General features: G+C 71.4%; 13 protein-coding genes. 5 read left to right on the top strand and 8 right to left on the bottom strand.

What is annotated here, in order from left to right; genetic code table 11:
• Positions 1-36 precede the first annotated feature (36 nt).
• From Ari01nite_RS09340 to Ari01nite_RS09355, 4 genes are all read right to left on the bottom strand, one after another.
• Positions 37-2,343, bottom strand: coding sequence for a DUF4062 domain-containing protein (locus tag Ari01nite_RS09340; protein ID WP_203780728.1), 2,307 nt, complete (start codon positions 2,341-2,343; stop codon positions 37-39).
• A gap of 56 nt (positions 2,344-2,399) precedes the next feature.
• On the bottom strand, positions 2,400-3,815 hold the full coding sequence (locus Ari01nite_RS09345; RefSeq protein WP_203780729.1) for a glycosyltransferase family 2 protein: 1,416 nt from the start codon (positions 3,813-3,815) through the stop codon (positions 2,400-2,402).
• A gap of 31 nt (positions 3,816-3,846) precedes the next feature.
• A complete protein-coding gene (locus Ari01nite_RS09350; RefSeq protein ID WP_203780730.1) occupies positions 3,847-4,002 on the bottom strand; it encodes a hypothetical protein in 156 nt (51 codons plus the stop codon).
• A gap of 198 nt (positions 4,003-4,200) precedes the next feature.
• On the bottom strand, positions 4,201-4,563 hold the full coding sequence (locus Ari01nite_RS09355) for a hypothetical protein (protein WP_203780731.1): 363 nt from the start codon (positions 4,561-4,563) through the stop codon (positions 4,201-4,203).
• 319 nt (positions 4,564-4,882) lie between these two features.
• Between Ari01nite_RS09355 and Ari01nite_RS09360 the strand changes: the two genes are divergently transcribed.
• Positions 4,883-5,698, top strand: a complete 816-nt coding sequence (locus Ari01nite_RS09360) for an aminoglycoside phosphotransferase family protein (protein WP_239162603.1) — start codon at positions 4,883-4,885, stop codon at positions 5,696-5,698.
• A gap of 29 nt (positions 5,699-5,727) precedes the next feature.
• Here Ari01nite_RS09360 and Ari01nite_RS09365 read toward each other — a convergent pair whose 3' ends face one another.
• The 4 genes from Ari01nite_RS09365 to Ari01nite_RS09380 all read right to left on the bottom strand — a co-directional run bounded on the left by Ari01nite_RS09365 (position 5,728) and on the right by Ari01nite_RS09380 (position 12,035).
• Positions 5,728-6,324: a hypothetical protein gene (locus tag Ari01nite_RS09365; RefSeq protein ID WP_203780732.1), complete on the bottom strand. Its 597-nt coding sequence runs from the start codon at positions 6,322-6,324 to the stop codon at positions 5,728-5,730.
• A 116-nt stretch (positions 6,325-6,440) separates the two neighbouring features.
• A complete protein-coding gene (locus Ari01nite_RS09370; protein ID WP_203780733.1) occupies positions 6,441-7,463 on the bottom strand; it encodes a LacI family DNA-binding transcriptional regulator in 1,023 nt (340 codons plus the stop codon).
• Positions 7,460-10,228, bottom strand: coding sequence for a glycoside hydrolase family 3 protein (locus Ari01nite_RS09375; protein WP_203780734.1), 2,769 nt, complete (start codon positions 10,226-10,228; stop codon positions 7,460-7,462). Before Ari01nite_RS09375 ends, Ari01nite_RS09370 begins: the two co-directional genes overlap by 4 nt.
• Before the next feature lie 580 nt (positions 10,229-10,808).
• On the bottom strand, positions 10,809-12,035 hold the full coding sequence (locus Ari01nite_RS09380) for an ROK family transcriptional regulator (protein WP_239162604.1): 1,227 nt from the start codon (positions 12,033-12,035) through the stop codon (positions 10,809-10,811).
• Positions 12,036-12,164: 129 nt separating this feature from the next.
• On the opposite strand from Ari01nite_RS09380, the gene Ari01nite_RS09385 reads away from it, so the two are divergent.
• The 4 genes from Ari01nite_RS09385 to Ari01nite_RS09400 are packed head-to-tail and all read left to right on the top strand — an operon-like array spanning position 12,165 to position 19,250.
• Complete coding sequence (locus tag Ari01nite_RS09385; protein ID WP_203780736.1) at positions 12,165-13,868, top strand: beta-galactosidase; 1,704 nt, start codon at positions 12,165-12,167, stop codon at positions 13,866-13,868.
• Between the two features lie 2 nt (positions 13,869-13,870).
• Positions 13,871-16,165 carry a xyloglucanase gene (locus Ari01nite_RS09390; protein WP_203780737.1) on the top strand — a complete coding sequence of 765 codons (2,295 nt, stop codon included), beginning with the start codon at positions 13,871-13,873 and terminating at the stop codon, positions 16,163-16,165.
• An 11-nt stretch (positions 16,166-16,176) separates the two neighbouring features.
• Positions 16,177-18,612: a glycoside hydrolase family 95 protein gene (locus tag Ari01nite_RS09395; RefSeq protein WP_203780738.1), complete on the top strand. Its 2,436-nt coding sequence runs from the start codon at positions 16,177-16,179 to the stop codon at positions 18,610-18,612.
• Positions 18,609-19,250 carry an MSMEG_1061 family FMN-dependent PPOX-type flavoprotein gene (locus Ari01nite_RS09400; protein WP_239162605.1) on the top strand — a complete coding sequence of 214 codons (642 nt, stop codon included), beginning with the start codon at positions 18,609-18,611 and terminating at the stop codon, positions 19,248-19,250. Before Ari01nite_RS09395 ends, Ari01nite_RS09400 begins: the two co-directional genes overlap by 4 nt.
• Positions 19,251-19,536: the final 286 nt, after the last annotated feature.

Raw genomic sequence — 19,536 nt, forward strand, 5'->3', positions numbered from 1 at the left:
ACTGGCCGATCATCGATGCCGGTGCGACCGTACGGGTCAAGGATGTGAGCGAGTTGTGCCGGCTCCTGGTCGGGCGCCGGTCAGGCGCAGGATGATCTGGTCCACCTCGGCCAGGGTGATCTTCCAGCCGCCGGGTGTCAGGTCGCTGAGCGTCACCCGATCCTCCCGGCCGGTCCGGCCCAGATGCAGCGCCGTGGCGAACGCCTGCCGGACGGCCGCCTCTCGACCGTCCGGTGCCATCCCGAGGAGCTCGCGCAGACGGGATTTCAGTTGGGGGTCGTCGAGGGCGAGCACGGACTGCATGTCGGCGATCATCCGCTCGCGGAGCCGGATCAGTTCGCCGGAGTCCCGGTTGTCGGCGATCGTCGCGATGGTGGCCAGGGCGGCCGGCGCGGTGCGGTAGGAGGGGTGTTCGTACAGCTCGGCGAGGAGGATGGGCAGCGTCCGCCGATTCCGGGTGGCCACGAAGACGTAGTGGGTGGCGGTGGTGATGCTCACCGAGTTGTGGGTGCGGTAGGCCCGGCCGATCTGGTCGATCAGCGCGTCGTCCATGGCCGGATCGACGGGCGGTCGCAGCTGGATGATGGTGCGGGCCGCGATCACCGAGGCCTCGTACGACGTGTCGTCGCCGAGCATCTCGAACAGCCGGACGGAGGACTCGCGCGGTAGCAGCTCGCCGATGAAGGTGCGCATCTCCTCGGTGACCCGCTGGTTGGCGAAGGAGGGCAGGGCGCGGAACGGGCGGCCGACCCCGGCGACGAAGGCGCGAGCGGCGAAGTACTCCTCGAACGACTTGTGCATGAAGGTGTAGTTGCCGTTCGGGTCGCGGTTGAGGAACAGGCTGGTCCGGACGATGCCGTCCCACGCCTGGAGGTCCACGGCCGAGAGGATCCGGGCCTCGAAGTGCCGGCGCACACTGTCGGTGAGGTGCCGGTGGTGGATCGAGTCCCGTCCCCGCATCAGCGACGTGAAGGCGAGCTCCTCCACGAAATGCAGGACCTCCGCCGGTTCCAGGCCCCGCCACCGCTCGCGCTCCAGCCACTTCTCCGCGGCGATCTCGTACAGCCGGGCCTGCCCGATGCCGCCGCCCTCGGCGCGCAGTTCCGGCAGCAGGTGGGTGATCAGGTTGAGTAGAATCGGACGGTTCGCCAGGTCCTTCAGGTCGTAGATGCGCTCGATGGTCCGCTCGGCCCGCTGCCAGCCGTCTCCCTGCGTACGGCGGAGATATTCCTGCCGCTGGCCGACGCTGAGCGGCGCCAGGTACAGGGTCGGCGTCCGACGGCCCTCGGCCAGGAGGCCGGTGGCGAGCGGGTCGGGCGCGGTCAGCAGGCGGCTCTCGGCGATCTCGTCGCGGAAGAAGTGCGTCCGGCAGGTGAGCATGATCTTGCTGGCGGCCGGCAACCTGCCGCTGACCTGGAACAGCAGCCGGCTGGTCTCCTGGTCGCTGAACCGCTCGGCCTGTTCGTCCAGGCCGTCGAGGACGATGAGCAGCCGGGTCACCTCGCCGAGCCGGGTGGTGTCGCCGCCCAGCCGCCGCAACTCGGCGCCGAGCATGTCGGACAGCGTCGCGGTCGAGCGGTAGGCGCGCAGCGGGATCAGCACCGGGAGGACTCCCGCGCCGGGTTTCCAGGCGGTGGCCAGGTCCCGGCACACGTGCCGGGCGAACGTCGTCTTGCCGCTGCCGAAGTCGCCGAGCACCGCCAGCAGCGGTTCGGCGGGATCGTCGAGCCACCTGCGGAAGCGCCGCTCCAGGTCGGACCGGCGGCCGCTCACCTCGGCGTCGAGCGGGACGTAGTGGGCCGTGCTTTCGGTGTCCCGGCCGAGTTCGGCGGCGAGCCGCAGGCAGTATTCGCCCCAGGCCCGTTCCGGTGCCGGGGCGGCGGGGCCGCCGCCCAGCCGGGACACCTCGCGGGCCAGGTCGGTGGCGACCTGGCCGGCCAGGTTTTCCGGGGTGGTGAACGTGCTGCGGACGAGCCGGCCGACCCGCTCCTTGAAGGCGGCGAGGCGGTCGGCGGGGCCGGCCTGGTCGATCATCGGGGGTGGCCACGGGTGATCGTCGTCGATCACGTAGCAGAGGCGGATCTTCCCGGCGGCGCGGTCGAACTCGAGTTCGGTGATCGAGGGGCCGTCCGGAGCCGGTTGCCAGCCGTAACGCCAGGCGTAGACGCCGACGAAGATGTCGCACTCGTCGATCTCCTGCTCGCAGACCGGCAGGGCCTCGTCGCCGCGGCTGCCGAAGTGCTCCATCGCGGAGAACTGGAGCTTCATCCGGGCCAGGACCTGGGTGATCAGCTCACGGTGTGCCGCGAGGTCCCGGTATGTGGAGCTGACGAAAATCCGCATCAGGAGACATCGTGCACCACCGCGATCGGTCAGGGTGGGGTGCGGTGCCGGCTGGGTCACCGCCGGCTTCCGACCTCCACGAAGTCCATCACCGCCGTCGGGTCCGTATCCCGGCGCCGGCGCGGGGTCGCCGCTGCCGCCCGCTGTTGCAGCGCCCGCCGGAGAGTGTCCGGCGCGATCACCCCGGTCGCCCGAGCCCGGCGAGGCTCGTGCACCGACCGGGTCAACACCGGCAGCGGAAGCGCCACGCCCTTCACCTCCCGGGTCGCCCACGTGATCCGGCGGAGCTGAAACAGCGACGCGTACCGCGGCAACGTCACCGCGAACACCCCGAACACGTACAGGGTTGACCCCGCGGCCAGCAGCGACAGCAGCTTCTCGCGTACCGGCATACCGGGCCGGCGAAGCAGGTACAAGCCGCACCCGCCCAGCTTCGCGATCACCGCGAGCGTGCCGAAGGCGGCAACGTCCGCCCAGGACAGGCCGGCCAGGTCACGGCCGTGGACGCCGTTGTACACCGCAGCGACCGCCGCGGCGGTCAAGCAGAGCGGAGCCGTCACCAGACACGCGAAGTTGATCAGCAGCGGGATCAGCTGAACCCACCCGTACCGGGCGATCGAGAAACCGGCCATCAGATACGTCGACCGGCACCATCGTGCCCGCTGCTGATAGGTGCGGCGAACCTCGGTGGGCATATCCGTGTCGACCACGGCCTCGTTCACCCCGACCGCCTTGCCGCGCAGCAGCGCGCGGGCCGTCAGCCAGTGGTCGTCGCCCGCGCCCTCGTTGTCGCGCAGATACTCCTCCGCCTCGTCCCACAGCAGATCCGCGCGGTACAGGGCGAGCGCACCCGACATGGTTTCCACCGCGCCGAGCTGGGTCCGCGACGCCCGGTTCATGACCAGCGCCGAGCCGATGTCCAGGTCGGCGCAGCGGGTAACCCAGTTGTCGGCATAGTTACGGGTCCGGACCCATCCGGTCGCCGCCCACACGTCCGGGTCGCTCATCGCCCGTAGCAGATGCTCGAGCGCATCCGGGTGGGGTTCGCTGTCCGAGTCGACGGTGAACACGAAGTCGTAGTCGCCGCGGTCGGTGCCGTACAGGGCGGTCACCTGCGCTGCCCGTTTGCCCGCGTTGGCCTGCCGGGCCCACCTGACCCGTGGGTGCGGGAACGCCTGCACCGGTGTGACCGAGCCGTCGTCGACAACGACGATGTCGCACGCGATGGTCTGCCGGAGGATGGCGTGGACGGTGGCGTGCACCGCGGTGGTGGTCTCGTTGTAGGCCGGAATGACCGCCAGGACCCGGCCGGGCGCGACCGGCAGGTGCCGGTAGCGGCCGCGGGTGCTGACGTGTGCGAGGACACCCCACAGGAGCACAGTTGCGGTGAACGCCCAGAAAGCGAGAACTGCCGGGTCGCCGCCGCTTTCCCGGTAGACGATCAGAGTGGTGCCGGCCGCTGCGGCCACCACGGCCGCGGCGATCGCGGCTTCGGCGGGACGCCTACCGGCGGGCGCGGCGGGTGTAACGGACAGCGGCGAATCCGAGGACGACGAACAGGATTCCGGCTGCGGCGACCCACTGGATGCCGAAGCTGGCGCCGCCGACGGCGATTGCGGCTCCGGTGAGGGGCAGGGTTGTGCTGGTGCCGGTGGACATTGGTCTCCTTGCGGGCTGCGTGGTTTGCTGACGGGGGTTGCGGCCGGCGGGCGCCCGGGTAGCGGTACGCGCCAGGCCGCGGGGGCCTGGTTGTGCCGCCTCGGGGCGATGACCTTGCGGGCTTCTCCGACGGGTGTGGTCACGGGAACAGAAGCTACCGGCTGTTGACTCTTACCGCAGTCACGCAAAGGGGTTCATCTATTTGGCCGATAAGGACGGACGATCCGGTACGGACGGTGGGTGTCCCGTGACGCAGAGATGATCGGCCCGGATGAGATTACTCATCGGTGAGCGCGGACACCGCATCGAGGAAATGGGCGATGCGGCCCGTACCAGGTCGTCGCCTGGTGTGGCGGCGAGGAGATCGCGCAGACTGTCGAGGAGCGGTGCCTGGCCGGCGGTGGATTCCGGGCCACGGCCATGCTGATCCAGCGATGCGAAGAGCGTGCGATGACCGGCTTCGCCGCGCCCGGACAACAGCAGGGCGTCCCGCGGTGCGGCCAGGGTGGCCGGCCACAGGTACCAGTCGACCCACAGTGGTAGCGGACCGACGTCGTACATCGCTCCGACGTACCGGCCGTCGGGTGCAGGCCTGCCACCGTCTGGGCAAGCCAGGCCGAACGGGCGTGCGGCATGGTCGCAACCAGATCTTGAGCCGCCTGCCGCTGCATCCGCCGAGCCTAGGGCGCGAAGCCCGATCGTGTCCGGTCAATTCCGCCAGGACCCGGCGGTGCACCTCAAAAAGGATTTCCCCCCGGGCCGGCGCCGGTGGACGATCATCGGCGTGGTGAGATTCGGGCCGGACGGTCGGGCCGGTATTGACGCGGCTTTGGTGGAGCGGCTGATCGCGGCACAGTTTCCGCGGTGGGCCGGTTTGCCGGTGACGCCCGTTGAGGTCGACGGCTGGGACAATCGCACCTATCGGCTGGGTACGACCATGACGGTGCGGTTGCCCACCGCGGCCGGGTACGTTCCCGCGGTAGCCAAGGAGAACGAATGGCTTCCGCGGCTGGCTCCGGCGTTGCCGGTCGCCGTGCCGCGCATCCTCGGCTTGGGTAAGCCCGGCGAAGGGTATCCGTACCCGTGGTCGATCCGCGGTTGGTTGCCCGGTGAGACGGCGAATCGGGCGCGCATCGCCGACCTGTCGCACTTCGCGGCTTCGGTGGCCGGGTTCCTCCGGGCTCTCCAACGGTGTGACGTCGACGGCGCGCCTGTCGCGGGGGAACACAGCTGGTACCGGGGCGCGTCACCGGAGCATTACGACGACGAGACACGCCGGTGTCTCGCAACCTTGACCGGTGTCGTCGACACCGAGCGCGCCACCCGGGTGTGGGAGACGGCCCTGGCCTGCCAGTGGCGCGGCTCGCCGGTGTGGTTCCACGGTGACGTCGCCGCCGGCAATCTTCTCGTCTCCGGCGGTGACCTGGCAGCCGTTATCGACTTCGGCACCTCCGGGGTCGGCGACCCGGCCTGCGATCTGGTGATCGCTTGGACGGACTTCACCGGTGAGAGCCGCCGCGTGTTCCATGCCGCGATGGAACAGGACGAGGGAACCTGGGCACGAGCTCGCGGCTGGCTGCTGTGGAAGTCGCTGCTCGTACTGTCGCAGGTTTCTGGCACCGCCCCGGAGCAGGCGGCCGTCCACCACCAGCTGATCAACGAGGTCCTGACCGACCACGACCACGTCGTCCGCTGAACGGGACTGCCAGCCGGAACGCGGTGCCGTCAGGACGGGTTGCGCAGCTGTGCGAGGAACTCCTCATCTCGGTCCGCTGCGGACTCGCGGACCGGCGGGGCGTGCTTGACCACGATCGGGTTCAATTTCGCCTCGCTCGCGTATTTGTCAAGGTCGACAATGAAGCGGATCAGCAACGCCCAGCCGTGTGGCTGCGTGATCAGGAGATGGCGCGCCTTCTTCGTGCGTAGTAGTCGGCGTAGGCGCGAGGAGTAGAACTGGTAGACGCGTTCGTAGGAGAGGAGTTTCTCGGCCACTGCCATCGCCACTCGCTCGAATACGGCGAGATAGGGCACGATGTCCCACAATGTGTCCTGGTTTTGCACGGGCTTCTTGTGCTGTTTGTTGACCCAGTCCCGGTGATGCGCGAGGTCAGCGAAAGCGGCGTCGAGTTGGAGCAGCATCCCGACGAAAGTGGCCCGCTGGTCCAGGCGCAACTGTTCCTGCGCCTGCCGGATCTGGCGCAGCACCAGAATGACCCCGCCGACGGCCACCCCGAGGCTGAGCAGCGACAGGGCGACCGCGGCCAGGTCGGCTGCCAGGCCGAGCAGGTCGAGCAGGTCGATCGTGGACGACGCCCTCGTCATCGTGGTCTCGCATCCGCTGGTACGAGGCGGCCGGAAGGGCACCCCGCCTGTCCAGCTTCGGTGCACCGAGGCAGCTGAACTAGCAACTGCCCGACAGCCGGTGCCTGGACCGGAACTCAGGAGGCGTGGTGCCTCGCGGTCGAGGCGCGGTCGGTCAGGGCGGGCGGCAGCAGCGTGGTCGACGGTACGTCGGTGCCGCTCAGGCGGGACAGCAGGAGTTCCACGGCCAGCTTGCCGACCGCGTTGGCGGGGATCTCGACGTTGGACAGGCGTGGGGTGGCGGACAGGGCCACGTCGTCGGGGCAGATTGCCACCACCGAGACGTCCTCGGGGACTCGGCGGCCCACGGCGCGCAGGGCGGTCAGTACGTGGTCAACGGCGCCCTCGTTGTGCACGATCAGCGCGGTGGCGTGGTTACTCGCCTCCACCGCGGCCAGCGCGGCGGGGTAGACCGGCTCGACTGGGCGGATCGCCGCGTCCACGCCGCAGGCGGATGCGGCGCCGCGGACGCCGTCGACCGTTCGGCGGGCGAAGCCGGTGTCCCGGTCGTAGACCACCGGTGGGGCGCCCAGCAGGGATATCCGGCGGTGGCCCAGGGTGGCCAGGTGTTCGACGCAGACGGCGCCGGCTCGTTCGAAGTCCAGGTCCACGCAGGTCAGGCCGGTGGTTTCGGCCGGTAGGCCGATCAGCACGCTGGGGCGGGTCAGGTCGCGCAGGGTGGGCACCCGCTGGTCGTTGGTCTCCACGTCCATCAGGATCAGGCCGTCCACCATGGCGCTGCCGGCCACCCGGCGCAGGCCGCCGGCGCCCTCGTCGGCGGTCACCAGCAGCACGTCGTTGCCGGCGGCCCGGGCGGCGGCCAGTACCGCGGCGGCGAACTGCATGATCACCGGGAGGTGCATGCCCTGGCGCAGCGGCAGGGCCAGGGCGATCACGTTGGCCCGGTTGCTGGCCAGCGCGCGGGCGCCGGCGTGTGGGTGGAAGCCCAGCGCTCGTACGCTGGCCAGGACCCGTTCCCGGGTGCCGGCCGAGATGGCCCGCTTGCCACTGAGCACGTAGGAGACCGTGCTCGCCGATACGCCCGCGTGCCGGGCGACGTCCGCAATGGTGACGAGCCTGGTCCGCGGCTCCCCGGTCACGACCGGAAGGTGATCTCGGAGACCCGGCTCCCGGCGTCCAGGACCAGGTACAGGTCGTGCACGCCGTCGGTCTCGGTGGCCGCCGCGGAGCCGCCGGGCGTCACGGTGGCCAACTCGTCGCCCGCGTACGGGTCGTCGAGCCGCAGGATCACCGCCGGGCCGTCGCCGCCGACCGCCACCTCGCGGGCGCCGGTGAGGTCGATGCCGGCCAGGCAGCACCAGGCGCCGTCCTCGGTGGCCCGGACCGCCTCGCCGCGCACCGGGTCGCCGTTGGCCACCAGCGTGATGCCGCTGTACTCGTCGTGGTCGACGGCCGGGATGGGACGTTCCAGGGCGGGCCGCGGGCCGATCCGGGTGCCGCGCACCGAAAGCGTCTCGGTGAGCCGGATGTCGCTGGCCGAGCGGCCCACCATGATCTTGTGGCGGGCGGTCTCGACCACGAACCGGTCCGAGGTGATGTCCCAGAACTTCAGGTCGTCGACCGCGAGCTCGAAGGTCACCAGCTTGGACTCGCCGGGTGCCAGCATCACCTTGTCGAACCCGCGCAGCTGGCGCAGCGGTTGCTTGACCCGGGACAGCTGCTGGTGGGTGTAGAGCTGGACCACCTCGCTGCCGGGCTTGCGGCCGGTGTTGGTGACCCACACCGTGACGGTCACGGTGTCGCCGGGCGCGGCCGACGACTGGGACACGTCGAGGTTGGAGTAGTCGAAGGTGGTGTGCGACAGGCCGTGCCCGAACGGATAGAGCGGGGTGCCGCGGTAGTACTGGTAGGTCGCGTCGTTCGTGATGATGTCGTAGTCGAGGATGTCCGGTAGCTCGCAGGCGCTGCGGTACCAGGTCTGGGTGAGCCGCCCGCCGGGGTCGGCCCGGCCGGTGAGCACGTCGGCGAGCGCGTGACCGAGTTCCTGGCCGGCGTGCGACATCCAGAGCACGGCCGGCAGGTGCACGTCGGCCCATTCGACCGCGTACGGGTAACTCGAGACCAGCACCAGCGCGGTGTTGTGGTTGGCGTTGAACACCTCGCGCAGCAGGCGGTCCTGGGCCGGTGGCAGCTTGAGGTCGACGCGGTCCTCGGTCTCCCGGCCGTTGACCAGCGGGTGGTTGCCGAGCAGCACCACCACGGCGTCGGCCGAGGCGGCCACGTCGGCGGCGTCGGCGGCCCCGTCTACCAGCGTCTCCAGGGTGAACCGCGCGGCTCGCGGGCCGAGGTCGAGCTGGGCGGTGACCGAGCCGAGTTCCGGGTTGCCGGGGGAGGAGTGCGAGCGCAGCGCCACGGTGCCGTCCGGGCGCGCGTCGAGGCGGAACATCTCGTGCACGACCCAGTCGGCCGGGCCCTTGGAGTCGGCCACCAGTCGCGTGCCGTCGGTGCGCAGGAACTGCTGGCTGGCGGTGGACCGCAGGGTGACCACGCCGTTGCCCCAGTCGAAGACGTCGAAGCTGGCCACCTCGTCGACCAGGCGCACGCCCTCGGCGTCGGCGGCCAGATAGCGGTCGCCGAGCCGCAGCGCGATCCGGTCGGCGCCCTCGGCGTACAGCACCCGGTCGGCGCCGAAGACCTCGGCGAGCCCGTCACGGGCGGTGACCGAGTACGGCAGCGAGCCCGAGTACCAGTCGGTGTAGTTCACCCCGGCGTGCGGCCCGATCACCGCGACCGTGCGGTGCTTGGCCGGGTCGAGCGGCAGCAGGCAGCACTCCGCCTTGAGCAGCGTGATCGACTCGCGGGCGGCCTCGCGGGACAGTTCCTGGTGTGCCGGCGAGTTGATCACGTCGGAGGTGACCTCGGCGTACGGGTTGGTGTCGTGCGGGTCGAACTCGCCGAGCCGGATCCGGAGGGTCAGCGCCCGCCGGATCGCCCGGTCGACGTCCTCCTCCTTGATCAGGTCGCGGCGCATCGCCTCGGTGACCCGCTCGACGGTCACGTACGAGCGGTCGTCGGAGTCGGTGAAGCTGTCGATGCCGGCCTGCAGCGCCGCCGCGTGGCTCTCCGCGTGGTCCGGGTAGTAGGCCTGCTCCATCGGGTCGGCCAGGTTGCTGGGCGCGAAAGCGTCGGAGACCACGAAGACCTCGCCGTCGGTCCACGTCCGCAGGTCGTCGTTCAGGTACGGGGTGACGTGCGCGGGCCGGCCGTTGACCAGGTTGTACGAGGCCATCACGGCGACCGCCGAGCCGCTCGCGATGGGCCGCTGGAAGGCCGGCAGTTCGTATTCGCGCAGCACCCGCGGGCTCAGGTTGCTCGACGTGGTGCAGCGGTCGGTCTCGTTGTTGTAGCCGAGGAAGTGCTTGAGGGTGGGCGCGGTCCGCAGCACCCGCGGGTGGTCGCCGGCCAGGCCACGGGCGTACGCGTCGCCGACCAGCCCGGCGAGCAGGGGGTCCTCGGCGTACCCCTCCTCGTTGCGGCCCCAGCGGGGGTCGCGCAGCGGGTTGACCACGGGTGCCCAGACGTTGAGCCCGCACCGCGACGGGTCCTTGTGGTGCAGCCCGCGCACCTCGTCGCCGGCTGCCTCGCCGACCCGGCGTACCAGATCCAGGTTCCAGGTCGTTGCCAGGCCGATGGCCTGCGGGAAGACGGTCGCCTCGCCCTTCCAGGCGAGCCCGTGCAGTGCCTCGGTGCCGGTGGTGAAGCCGGCGATGCCGAGCCGGTCGATCGCCGGCTGGTGCTGGTGCAGCATCGCGATTTTCTCGGGCAGCGTGAGGCGGCTCAGCAGGTCCTCGACGCGCTCGGTGAGGGGAGCGTCGGTCTGGCGGAAGCGCGGGGTCTCGGTCATGGTCACATCCGTGGCAGCGGTTGTCGAAGCGCTTCACCAAACAGCCTGCCAGGCGGTGGAACCTTTGCGGTTGTTCGATGAGGACGGTCGAAGCGCTTCGACACTGGGAATTGACGTGATGTCTACCGGAGCCCGGAGCCTCAGTCAAGCGATCCGGGTCGATCGCAATCAGGGCGTTGGGAGCGCTCCCGCGCGGGTGGCGGTCAGGGCAGCGGGGCGCTTTGGGGGTGGGGGTGAAGGGGTGGGGGCCGGTCGGTGGGTGGGGAGCGCTCCGGCGTCGGCGGTGTTCAGGGGAGTGGGGCGGGTTTGGGTGGGAGTGGCGGCGGTCGGAGGGTGGGGAGCGGTCCCGCGTCGGCGCTGGTTAGGGAGCGGGGCGACGCCGCGAAGGGGGGGTGGCGGTGGTTAGGGGAGCAGGGCGGCGCCGCGAAGGGAGGGTGGCGGTGGTTAGGGAGCAGGGCGGCGCCGCGAAGGGGGTGGTCAGGGGGAGCGGGGGCGGCGCCGTGAGGGGGGTGGCGGTGGTTAATAAAGGAAGCGGGGCGGCGCCGCGAGGGGGGAGGCCGCGGAAAAGCTGTTGGCGGCATCAGGGGGTGGGGAGTGCTCCCGCGTCGATGGCGTCGAGTACTGCGGCGGCGCCGCCGGCTGCGGCCGCGCTGGAGTCCAGGGCCGATGCGATGATCCGGGTGCCGCCGCCGTGGCCGGCCACCGAGCGGGCCACCAGTTCGCGTTCGGCGTCCGGGATCAGCCATGGTGCCAGGACGGTGAAGTAGCCGCCGAGGGCTACGCACTCCGGGTTGATCAGGTTGGCCACGATGGAGATGCCGTGGCCCAGGTGCCGGCCGGTGGTGGCCAGCGCGGCGAGGACCTGGGCGTCACCGGCCCGGGCCAGCCGGTGGATCTCGTCGACGTGCGGGCCGAACTCGGACGGGGACGCCGTGGTCTCGGTGCCCGCGTCGGGCAGCGCGCGGCGGATCAGGCCGCCCAGGCCGGCCAGCGACTCCAGGCAGCCGCGCCGGCCGCAGGCGCACGGCGGGCCGGACGGGTCGATCGGCAGGTGGCCGAACTCGCCGGCGAAGCCGCGCCCGCCGCGCAGCAGCCGGCCGTCGCAGATGATGCCGGCCCCGATGCCCGCGCCGCCGGCCAGGTAGACCAGGTTGCCGGTGCTGCCCTGGCCGCCGAAGCGCTGCTCGGCCAGCACCGCGAGGTTGGCGTCGTTCTCCACCAGCAGCGGGTAGGCCGGCTCGTTGAGTGCGCTCAGCAGGGACTTGCGCAGGTCGACCTCGTGCCAGCCGAGGGCCGGCGCGAGTTCGACGACGCCGTCCGCGTCGACCAGGCCGGGCAGGCCGACGGTCAGGCCGAGGACCCGGCGCTCCTCGTGCGCCATTTTGGCCACGGCGCGTTTGGCGAGCGCGGCCAGCGAGGCGATCGCCTGCCCGGGGCTCGCGGACGCGCCGGTGAACGAGCGGCGCCAGGACAGCAGGCGCTCGCCGGCCAGGTCGAGGGCGACCGCGGTGAGGTAGTCGACGTTCACCTCGAGGCCGATGGCCGCGTACGGGGAGCCGTCCAGCACCAGCATCATGGCGGGCCGCCCGATGCGGTTCGTGGTCATTCCGACCTCGCGCACCAGCCGGCGTTCGATCAGGTCGGTCACCAGGCTTGAGACGGTCGCCTTGTTGAGGCCGGTGGCGGCGGCGATGTCAGCGCGCGAACAGGGCGCGTTGATCCGGAGATGCCGCAGGACGACGGCGAGGTTGGTGGCCCGTACGTCGGCGAAATCCGCGGGTTGTGGCCCGCTGTCCCTCGTGATCACCAATGACCTCCGCGGGCCCCGTAACGCAGGCGGAACGGGGCTTGTGGGGGCGGGAGGCCCCGACTACGTTTGTTTCAACATTTGTTTGTTTAGAAGCCCAACTAAAGGTAACACAAGCGAGGACCCCAGATGATCCACTTCGGTGGTGACTACAACCCGGAACAGTGGCCCGAGAAGGTCTGGGCCGACGACGTCGAGCTCATGCTCCGGGCCGGGGTCAACCTGGTGACCGTCGGGGTGTTCTCCTGGTCACGGCTGCAGCCGGGTCCCGGCGAGTTCGACTTCGGCTGGCTCGACCGGGTGCTCGGGCTGCTCGGCGACGCGGGGATCGGCGTCTGCCTGGCCACCCCGACCGCGTCGCCGCCGCCGTGGTTCACCCGCGCGCACCCGGACTCGATGCCGGTCACGGCGGAAGGCGTACGACTCACCCACGGCTCGCGGGACACCTACTGCGTCAATGCGCCGGCCTACCGGGAGGCGAGCTTGCGGATCGCGCGCGAGCTGGGCGGGCGCTATGCAAACCATGGAGCCGTACGCCTCTGGCACGTGCACAACGAATACGGCACCACCTGCTTCTGCGACCGGTGCGCCGCCGCGTTCCGGCTCTGGCTGGCCGACCGGTACGGCGACGTGGCCGCGCTCAACGACGCGTGGAGCACCGACTTCTGGTCGCAGCGGTACGGCAGCCTGGACGAGGTGCAGCCGCCGCGCGCCACGCAGTACCTGCACAACCCGGCGCAGCTGCTCGACTACCGCCGCTTCGTCTCGGACGCGCTGCTGAGCCACTACCTGGATCAGCGTGCTGTCCTGCAGGAAAGCGCTATCCCGGTGACCACCAACTTCGTGCTCGGCGGCTGGGTGCCGGTCGACCACGCCCGGTGGGCCCGCGAGGTCGACCTGGTGGCGATCGACGACTACCCGCCCACGGTCGAGGACCACGTCGCGCACCGGGCGTTCTCGGCCGACATGGCCCGCGGCTGGGCCCGCGCGGCCGGCCACGAGGACGGGCGTTGGGTGCTGATGGAGCACGCGCCGGGCGCCGTGCACGACCGGGCCGGTGGCGCGGTGCGACCCCTGCCGCCGGGCGGGATCCGGGACGCCGCCGAGGCCTACCTGGAGCGGGGCGCCACCGGAGTCATGTACTTCCAGTGGCGGGCCAGCCGGGGCGGCGCCGAGCAGTGGCACCCCGGGATGGTCCCGCACCAGGGCCCGGACACGCCGGTATACGCCGAGATCAGCGCGCTCGGCACGTCGCTCGCCGGTCGCACGCCCGAGGTCGTCACCCCGGCGACCGCCCTGATCTTCGACGAGCAGACCATGTGGGCGTGGCAGGCGCCGCACCTGCCCACCCACAACGTCGACTACGAGGCCGTCTGCCGCCGCTGGCACCGCGCGCTCGGCGGCCCGGTCGACGTGCTGCCGCTGTCCGCGCCGCTGGCCGGCTACGACCTCGTGGTGGCACCGCTGCTCTACCTGCTGCCGCCGGCCGGGCACGCGGCCCTGCGCGACTACGTGCGCGGCGGCGGCACGCTCGTCCTCACCTTCGCCAGCGGGCTGGCCGACGAGAGTTGCCGGGTCACACCCGGCGCGCTCGACGACCTGATCGGCGCCCGCATCATCCGGCACACACCCCTGGTGCCGGCCGAAACCGTGGCCCTCGCCGGTGACAACGCCGGGCGGCTCTGGTTCGACGACCTGGAGCCGGCCGGCGCGTCGGTGCTGCTGCGGACGGCCGACGGCCGGCCAGCGGTCATCGAGCATCGGTACGGCGCCGGCCTGGTCCGCTATCACGCCACCGATCTCGAAGATCTCTCCTTCCTAACGGAGGAATAGAAGTGCCAACCCCAGGAGTGTCCCGCCGCGGCCTGCTCGGCCTCGGCGCGGCCGCCTCGGTCGCGGCTGCGCTGCCCGCGACCCCAGCCTTTGCCGCCGCCCCCCGCTACCGCTGGAATAACGCCGTCATCGTCGGCGGCGGCTTCGTCCCCGGCATCGTCTTCAACCAGCGCGAACGCGGCCTCGTGTACGCGCGCACCGACATCGGCGGCCTGTACCGCCGCAACCCCCGCACCCGCGAGTGGATCCCGCTGCTGGACTGGGTGGGCTGGGACCGCTGGGGCCACACCGGCGTGATCAGCGTGGCCACCGACGAGGTCGACCCGGACCGGGTGTACGCGGCGGTCGGCACGTACACGGTCGAGTCCTGGGACCCGACCAACGGCGCCGTGCTCTGCTCGCGCGACCGCGGGCGCACCTGGACCACCAGCCCGCTGCCGTTCCGGCTGGGCGGCAACATGCCCGGTCGCGGCATCGGCGAGCGCATGGTCGTCGACCCGAGCCGCAACAGCATCCTGTACCTGGGCGTGCGCGGCGGCTTCGGGCTGTGGCGCAGCACCGACTCCGGCCGGAACTGGGCGCAGGTCACCTCGTTCCCGAATGTGGGCAACGTGATCCCGGACCCGAACGACGTGGGCGGCTACAACGGCGACAACGCCGGCGTGCTGCAGACGATCTTCGACAAGCGCGGCACCCGCCGGGGCCAGGCCACCAGGACGATCTATGTGACGGTGGCCGACCGGGAGAACAACCTCTACCGTTCCACCGACGCCGGCCGGACCTGGGCCCGGGTGCCCGGACAGCCCACCGGGTACATCCCGCACAAGGCCGTCTTCGACGCCACCAAGGGCTACCTCTACCTGGCCACCAGCGACACCGTTGGCCCGTACGACGGGGCCAAGGGCGACGTGTGGCGGCTGGACACCGCGACCGGCACCTGGACCTGCATCAGCCCGGTGCCCTCCACGTCGGACGCCAACACGTTCGGTTACTCGGGGCTGACCATCGACCGGCAGAACCCGGACACCCTGGTGGTGGCCGCGCAGATCATGTGGTGGCCGGACGTCCAGATGTGGCGCTCGACGGACGGCGGCGCGTCCTGGACCGCGGCCTGGGACTGGGGCGCCTACCCGGAACGTACCCGCAGGTACTCCCTCGACATTTCCGATTCGCCGTGGCTAACCTGGAACGCCACCCCGGCACTGCCGGAAATCGCGCCGAAGCTGGGCTGGATGACCGAGGCCGTCGAGATCGACCCCTTCGACTCCGACCGGTTCCTGTACGGCACCGGCGCGACGATTTACGGCTCGGACAACCTCACGGCCTGGGACACCGGTGGCACGGTCGACATCACGGTGCGCGCACACGGCCTCGAGGAGGTCTCGGTGAACTGCCTGATCAGTCCTTCGGTGGGCGCGCATGTCTACTCCGGGGTCAAGGACGTCGGCGGGTTCGCGCACCACGACTTCGACCGGGCGTCGCAGATGTTCGCCGACCCGACGCTGAGCAACACGGCCGGCCTCGACTTCGCCGAACTGGCACCGGCCACCCTGGTGCGCGCCGGCGCCGGCAACCCGGCCGGGCTGGCCGTCTCCACCGACAGTGGCGCCACCTGGACCGCGGCCACCGTGCCCGAGGGCGTGACCGGACCCGGACCGGAGGACCAGGCGGTCTGCATCGCCGCCGACGCCTCCCGGATCGTCTGGTCGCCGGCCGGTGCGCCGGTGGTGGTGACGGCGGACGGCGGGCAGACCTGGCAGCCGGTCAGCGGTCTCGAGTCCGGAACGCCGGTCCGAGCCGACCGAGTGAACCCGCGACTCTTCTACGCGTACTCCCAAGGTGTTTTCTCTGTGAGCCACGACGGAGCCGCCACCTTCGCGCCGAGCCCGGCCACCGGCCTGCCCGCCGAGGGCAACGTGCGGTTCAAGGCGGTGCCCGGCCACGAGGGAGACATCTGGCTGGCCGGCGGGAAGACCGATGGGGTGTACGGGATCTGGCGCTCCACCGACGGCGGCGCCACCTTCACCCGGCTCCCGCGGGTGGACGAGGGCGACGTGGTCGGCTTCGGCAAGGCCGCCCGCGGCCGCACCTACCCCGCCGTCTACACCAGCGCGAAGATCGGCGGCGTCCGGGGCATCTTCCGCTCCGACGACGCCGGCCGCAGCTGGATTCGACTCAACGACGACCGGCACCAGTACGGCTGGACCGGTAACACCATCACCGGTGACCCACGGATCTTCGGCCGCGTCTACGTCGGCACCAACGGCCGTGGCGTCATCTACGGTGACCTGAGCTGAACGGGTAACCCATGATCGCCGACGCCCTGACCACCCTCCGCTATCGCGCACCGGCCGAAGCCTGGACCGATGCGTTACCGCTCGGCAACGGGCGGCTCGGCGCCATGGCGTTCGGCGGCGTCGAGCAGGACCGCTTCCAACTGAACGAGGGAACCTGCTGGAGCGGCTCACCGGTCACCGCCCGCGGCACCCGGTCCGTCCACGACGGGCCGGGACTGCTGCGGTCCGCCCGCACGGCGCTCGCCGCGGGCGACGTGCGGGTGGCCGAGGCCCTGCTGCAACGGTTCCAGGGCGGCAACTGCCAGGCCTACCAGCCGCTCGGCGACCTGTGGATCGGCCAGCGCCGGCCCCGCGCCGACGACGAGCCGGACGCCTACCAGCGCCACCTCGACCTGCGCTCGGCGGTGGCGTCGCACACCTATCACAGCGCGTCCGGCCGGGTCAGCCAGGAGGCGTGGATCAGCCACGGCGCGCAGGCCCTGGTGATCCGGCGCCGGGTGCAGCAGACCCACAACACCCCGATCCTGCTGCGCCTCACCTCGCCGCACCCGACGGCGGTGACCAGCACGGTCGTCGGCGGGCTCGACATGGTGGTCCGGATGCCGTCGTCGGTGCCGTCGCATCCCGAGCCGGTGGCGTACGATCCGGCGCCGCACGCGGCGGTCACCGCGCTGACCGGCCTGCGGGTGCTCAGCTCCGGGGTCATGACGGCGGCCGGCGAGCAGGTCAAGCTCGACGACGCGGACGAGCTGATCCTGGTGCTGACCGCGGTCACCGACTACGTCGACCCGCTGACCGCGCCGCACGGCGACGTCGACGCGCTGACCCGCACCCTGCACGACCGGCTGGACGCGCTGGCCGCGTCGCTGGCGCACCCGGGCGGGTACAACGCGATGCGGGCGGCCCACGAACGCAGTCACGCCCAGCTGTTCTCCCGGGTCGGGCTGCACCTCGGGGCGCCCCAGGCGGCACCGCGGCTGGACACGGCCGACCGGATCCAGGCGCACGCGGACGGCGAGACCGACCCGGCGCTGGCCGCGCTCCAGTTCCAGTACGGGCGCTACCTGATGATCACCGGCTCCCGGCCGGGCGGCCTGCCGGCCAACCTCCAGGGGCTCTGGAACGACCATCTTCGCCCTCCGTGGAACGGCAACTACACGACCAACATCAACCTTGAGATGAACTACTGGCCGGCCGAGGTGGCGAACCTGCCCGAGTGCCACCTGCCGCTGCTCGACTGGCTCGGGTTCGCGGCGCGGAGCGGCAAAGACGTCGCCCGTACGCTGTACGGCCTGGACGGCTGGACCATGCACCACAACTCGGACGCCTGGTGCTTCGGGTTGCCGTCCGGCGTCGGACACGACGAGGTGAAGTGGTCGTTCTGGCCGCTGGCCGGGGCCTGGCTGAGCCGCCACGTGGCCGACCACTACGACTTCACCCGGGACGTGGACTTCCTGGCGACCCGGGGCTGGCCGATCCTGCGCGACGCGGCGGCGTTCTGCCTGGACTGGCTGGTGCCGGCCGAGGACGGCTCGCTGGGCACGGCGCCGTCCACCTCGCCGGAAAACCAGTACGTGGCGGCGGACGGCCGGCCGGCGGCGGTCACCGCGTCGACCACGGCGGACCTGGTGCTCATCCGCGACCTGCTGACCAACGTGGTGCGCCTGTCGGCGGTGCTCACGTCCGCGTTGTCCTCCTCGGATGCCGACCTGTCGGCGGTGCTGCGGTCGGCGTTGTCCTCGTCGGATGCCGACCTGGTGGCGCGGGCGCAGGCGGCGCTGGCGCGAATCCCGGCCGAGCGCATCGGCGCCGACGGCCGGTTGGCGGAATGGCCGTCGGACGTGGCCGACGCGGAGCCGTCGCACCGGCACACGTCGCACCTGATCGGCGTCTACCCCGGGCAGAGCGTCACGCCGGACACCACCCCCGCGCTGGCCGAGGCGGCGCGGCTCAGCCTGGACGCGCGCGGCCCGGAGTCGACCGGGTGGTCCCTGGCGTGGCGGATCGCGCTGCGGGCCCGGCTGCGCGACACGGAAGGTGCGGCCGAGGCGGTGCGGTACTTCCTGCGGCCGGCGGGGGAGAAGGCCGGCATCTATCTGAACCTGTTCTGCGCGCACCCGCCGTTCCAGATCGACGGGAACTACGGCTTCACGGCCGGGGTGGCCGAGATGCTGCTGCAGTCGCACGCGACCACCGAGGACGTGACCCACCTGCACCTGCTGCCGGCGTTGCCCGCGGCCTGGTCGGAGGGGGCGTTCGCGGGCCTGTGCGCACGCGGCGGCGTGACGGTGGACGCGACCTGGAAGGACGGTGTGCTCGAGGAGGTGCGCCTGCTGAGCGCCACGGCGCGGCGGGTGGTGCTGCGGGCGGGCACGTGGCGGGCCGAGGTGACGACGGAGCCCAAGGTGCCGTACCAGCTGACCATGGCCGCGAGCACCAGCTGTTGACCGCCTTCGACTCGTTGCACCTCGACGCCGTGCCCGACGACGAGGCGCTGCGCCGCGTCTACGAACTCCCCAGCGAGGGGGCCGTGCGCAAGCAGATGACCGAGCTGACCGAGCAGACCCGGCAGTTGATCGCCTGCTCGTCGCTGGTCTTCGTGGCGAGTGTGGACGCTTCGGGCAACTGCGACGTCTCGCCGCGGGGCGGCCCCGCCGGCTTCGTCAGCGTCCTGGACTCGAGAACCGTGGCAATTCCGGACGCGACCGGCAACAAGCGCCTGGACACCCTGCAGAACGTGATCGCGACCGGGCGGGCCGGACTGCTGTTCGTCATCCCGGGCCGCCCCTCGACGCTCCGGCTGAACGGCCGGGCCTGCGTCTCCACCCGCCCCGACCTGTTGTCCCAGCTGACCGCCGTGGGCAAGCCGCCGGCCAGTGCGCTGGTGCTGGGGATCGAGGAGGTCTACCCGCACTGCCCGAAGTCGCTGATGCGCGGCGCGGCCTGGAAGCCGGACCAGTGGCTGCCGGCCGATGCCCAGCCGACGTCGGCCGAGGTGACCCTGGCCCAGTTGCGGATGCCGGACCTGACGATCGCCGACATCGAGCAGGCCGAGGCGGACATGCTGAAGTACCGCTACGAGTAGCGGGTCGCGGGCGACCGGCGGCGCGGCGCCCGCCTCGGTAGCTCTGCCGCCACGTCGCCCAGGCCGTCTCCCGAGGCGGATGTTGTCGAGTTGCTGTTCGGGATAGTTCGTGGACGGCAGCAGACCACCAAGATCTGGCCATGGGGTGGGCGACGGACTTGCGGTGGGGCCTGACGCTGCCCGGGGGCGGGCCGCGGCTGGGGACGGCAGCACCGCCCGCAGCGGGCGGCACCGGCCGCACCACCCACCCAGGTCGCCGTGTGCCACGGGACCGAGCATTACCCGT

It is taken from the genome of Paractinoplanes rishiriensis, assembly GCF_016862375.1.
Taxonomy (GTDB): Bacteria; Actinomycetota; Actinomycetes; order Mycobacteriales; family Micromonosporaceae; genus Actinoplanes; species Actinoplanes rishiriensis.

What these genes read in the sequence shown, in the direction of transcription:
- Ari01nite_RS09340 (WP_203780728.1), bottom strand. Translation starts at nt 2,343, where the DNA reads ATGCGGATTTTCGTCAGCTCCACATACCGGGACCTCGCGGCACACCGT.
- Ari01nite_RS09350 (WP_203780730.1), bottom strand. Translation starts at nt 4,002, where the DNA reads ATGTCCACCGGCACCAGCACAACCCTGCCCCTCACCGGAGCCGCAATC.
- Ari01nite_RS09355 (WP_203780731.1), bottom strand. Translation starts at nt 4,563, where the DNA reads ATGTACGACGTCGGTCCGCTACCACTGTGGGTCGACTGGTACCTGTGG.
- Ari01nite_RS09365 (WP_203780732.1), bottom strand. Translation starts at nt 6,324, where the DNA reads ATGACGAGGGCGTCGTCCACGATCGACCTGCTCGACCTGCTCGGCCTG.
- Ari01nite_RS09375 (WP_203780734.1), bottom strand. Translation starts at nt 10,228, where the DNA reads ATGACCGAGACCCCGCGCTTCCGCCAGACCGACGCTCCCCTCACCGAG.
- Ari01nite_RS09385 (WP_203780736.1), top strand. Translation starts at nt 12,165, where the DNA reads ATGATCCACTTCGGTGGTGACTACAACCCGGAACAGTGGCCCGAGAAG.
- Ari01nite_RS09395 (WP_203780738.1), top strand. Translation starts at nt 16,177, where the DNA reads ATGATCGCCGACGCCCTGACCACCCTCCGCTATCGCGCACCGGCCGAA.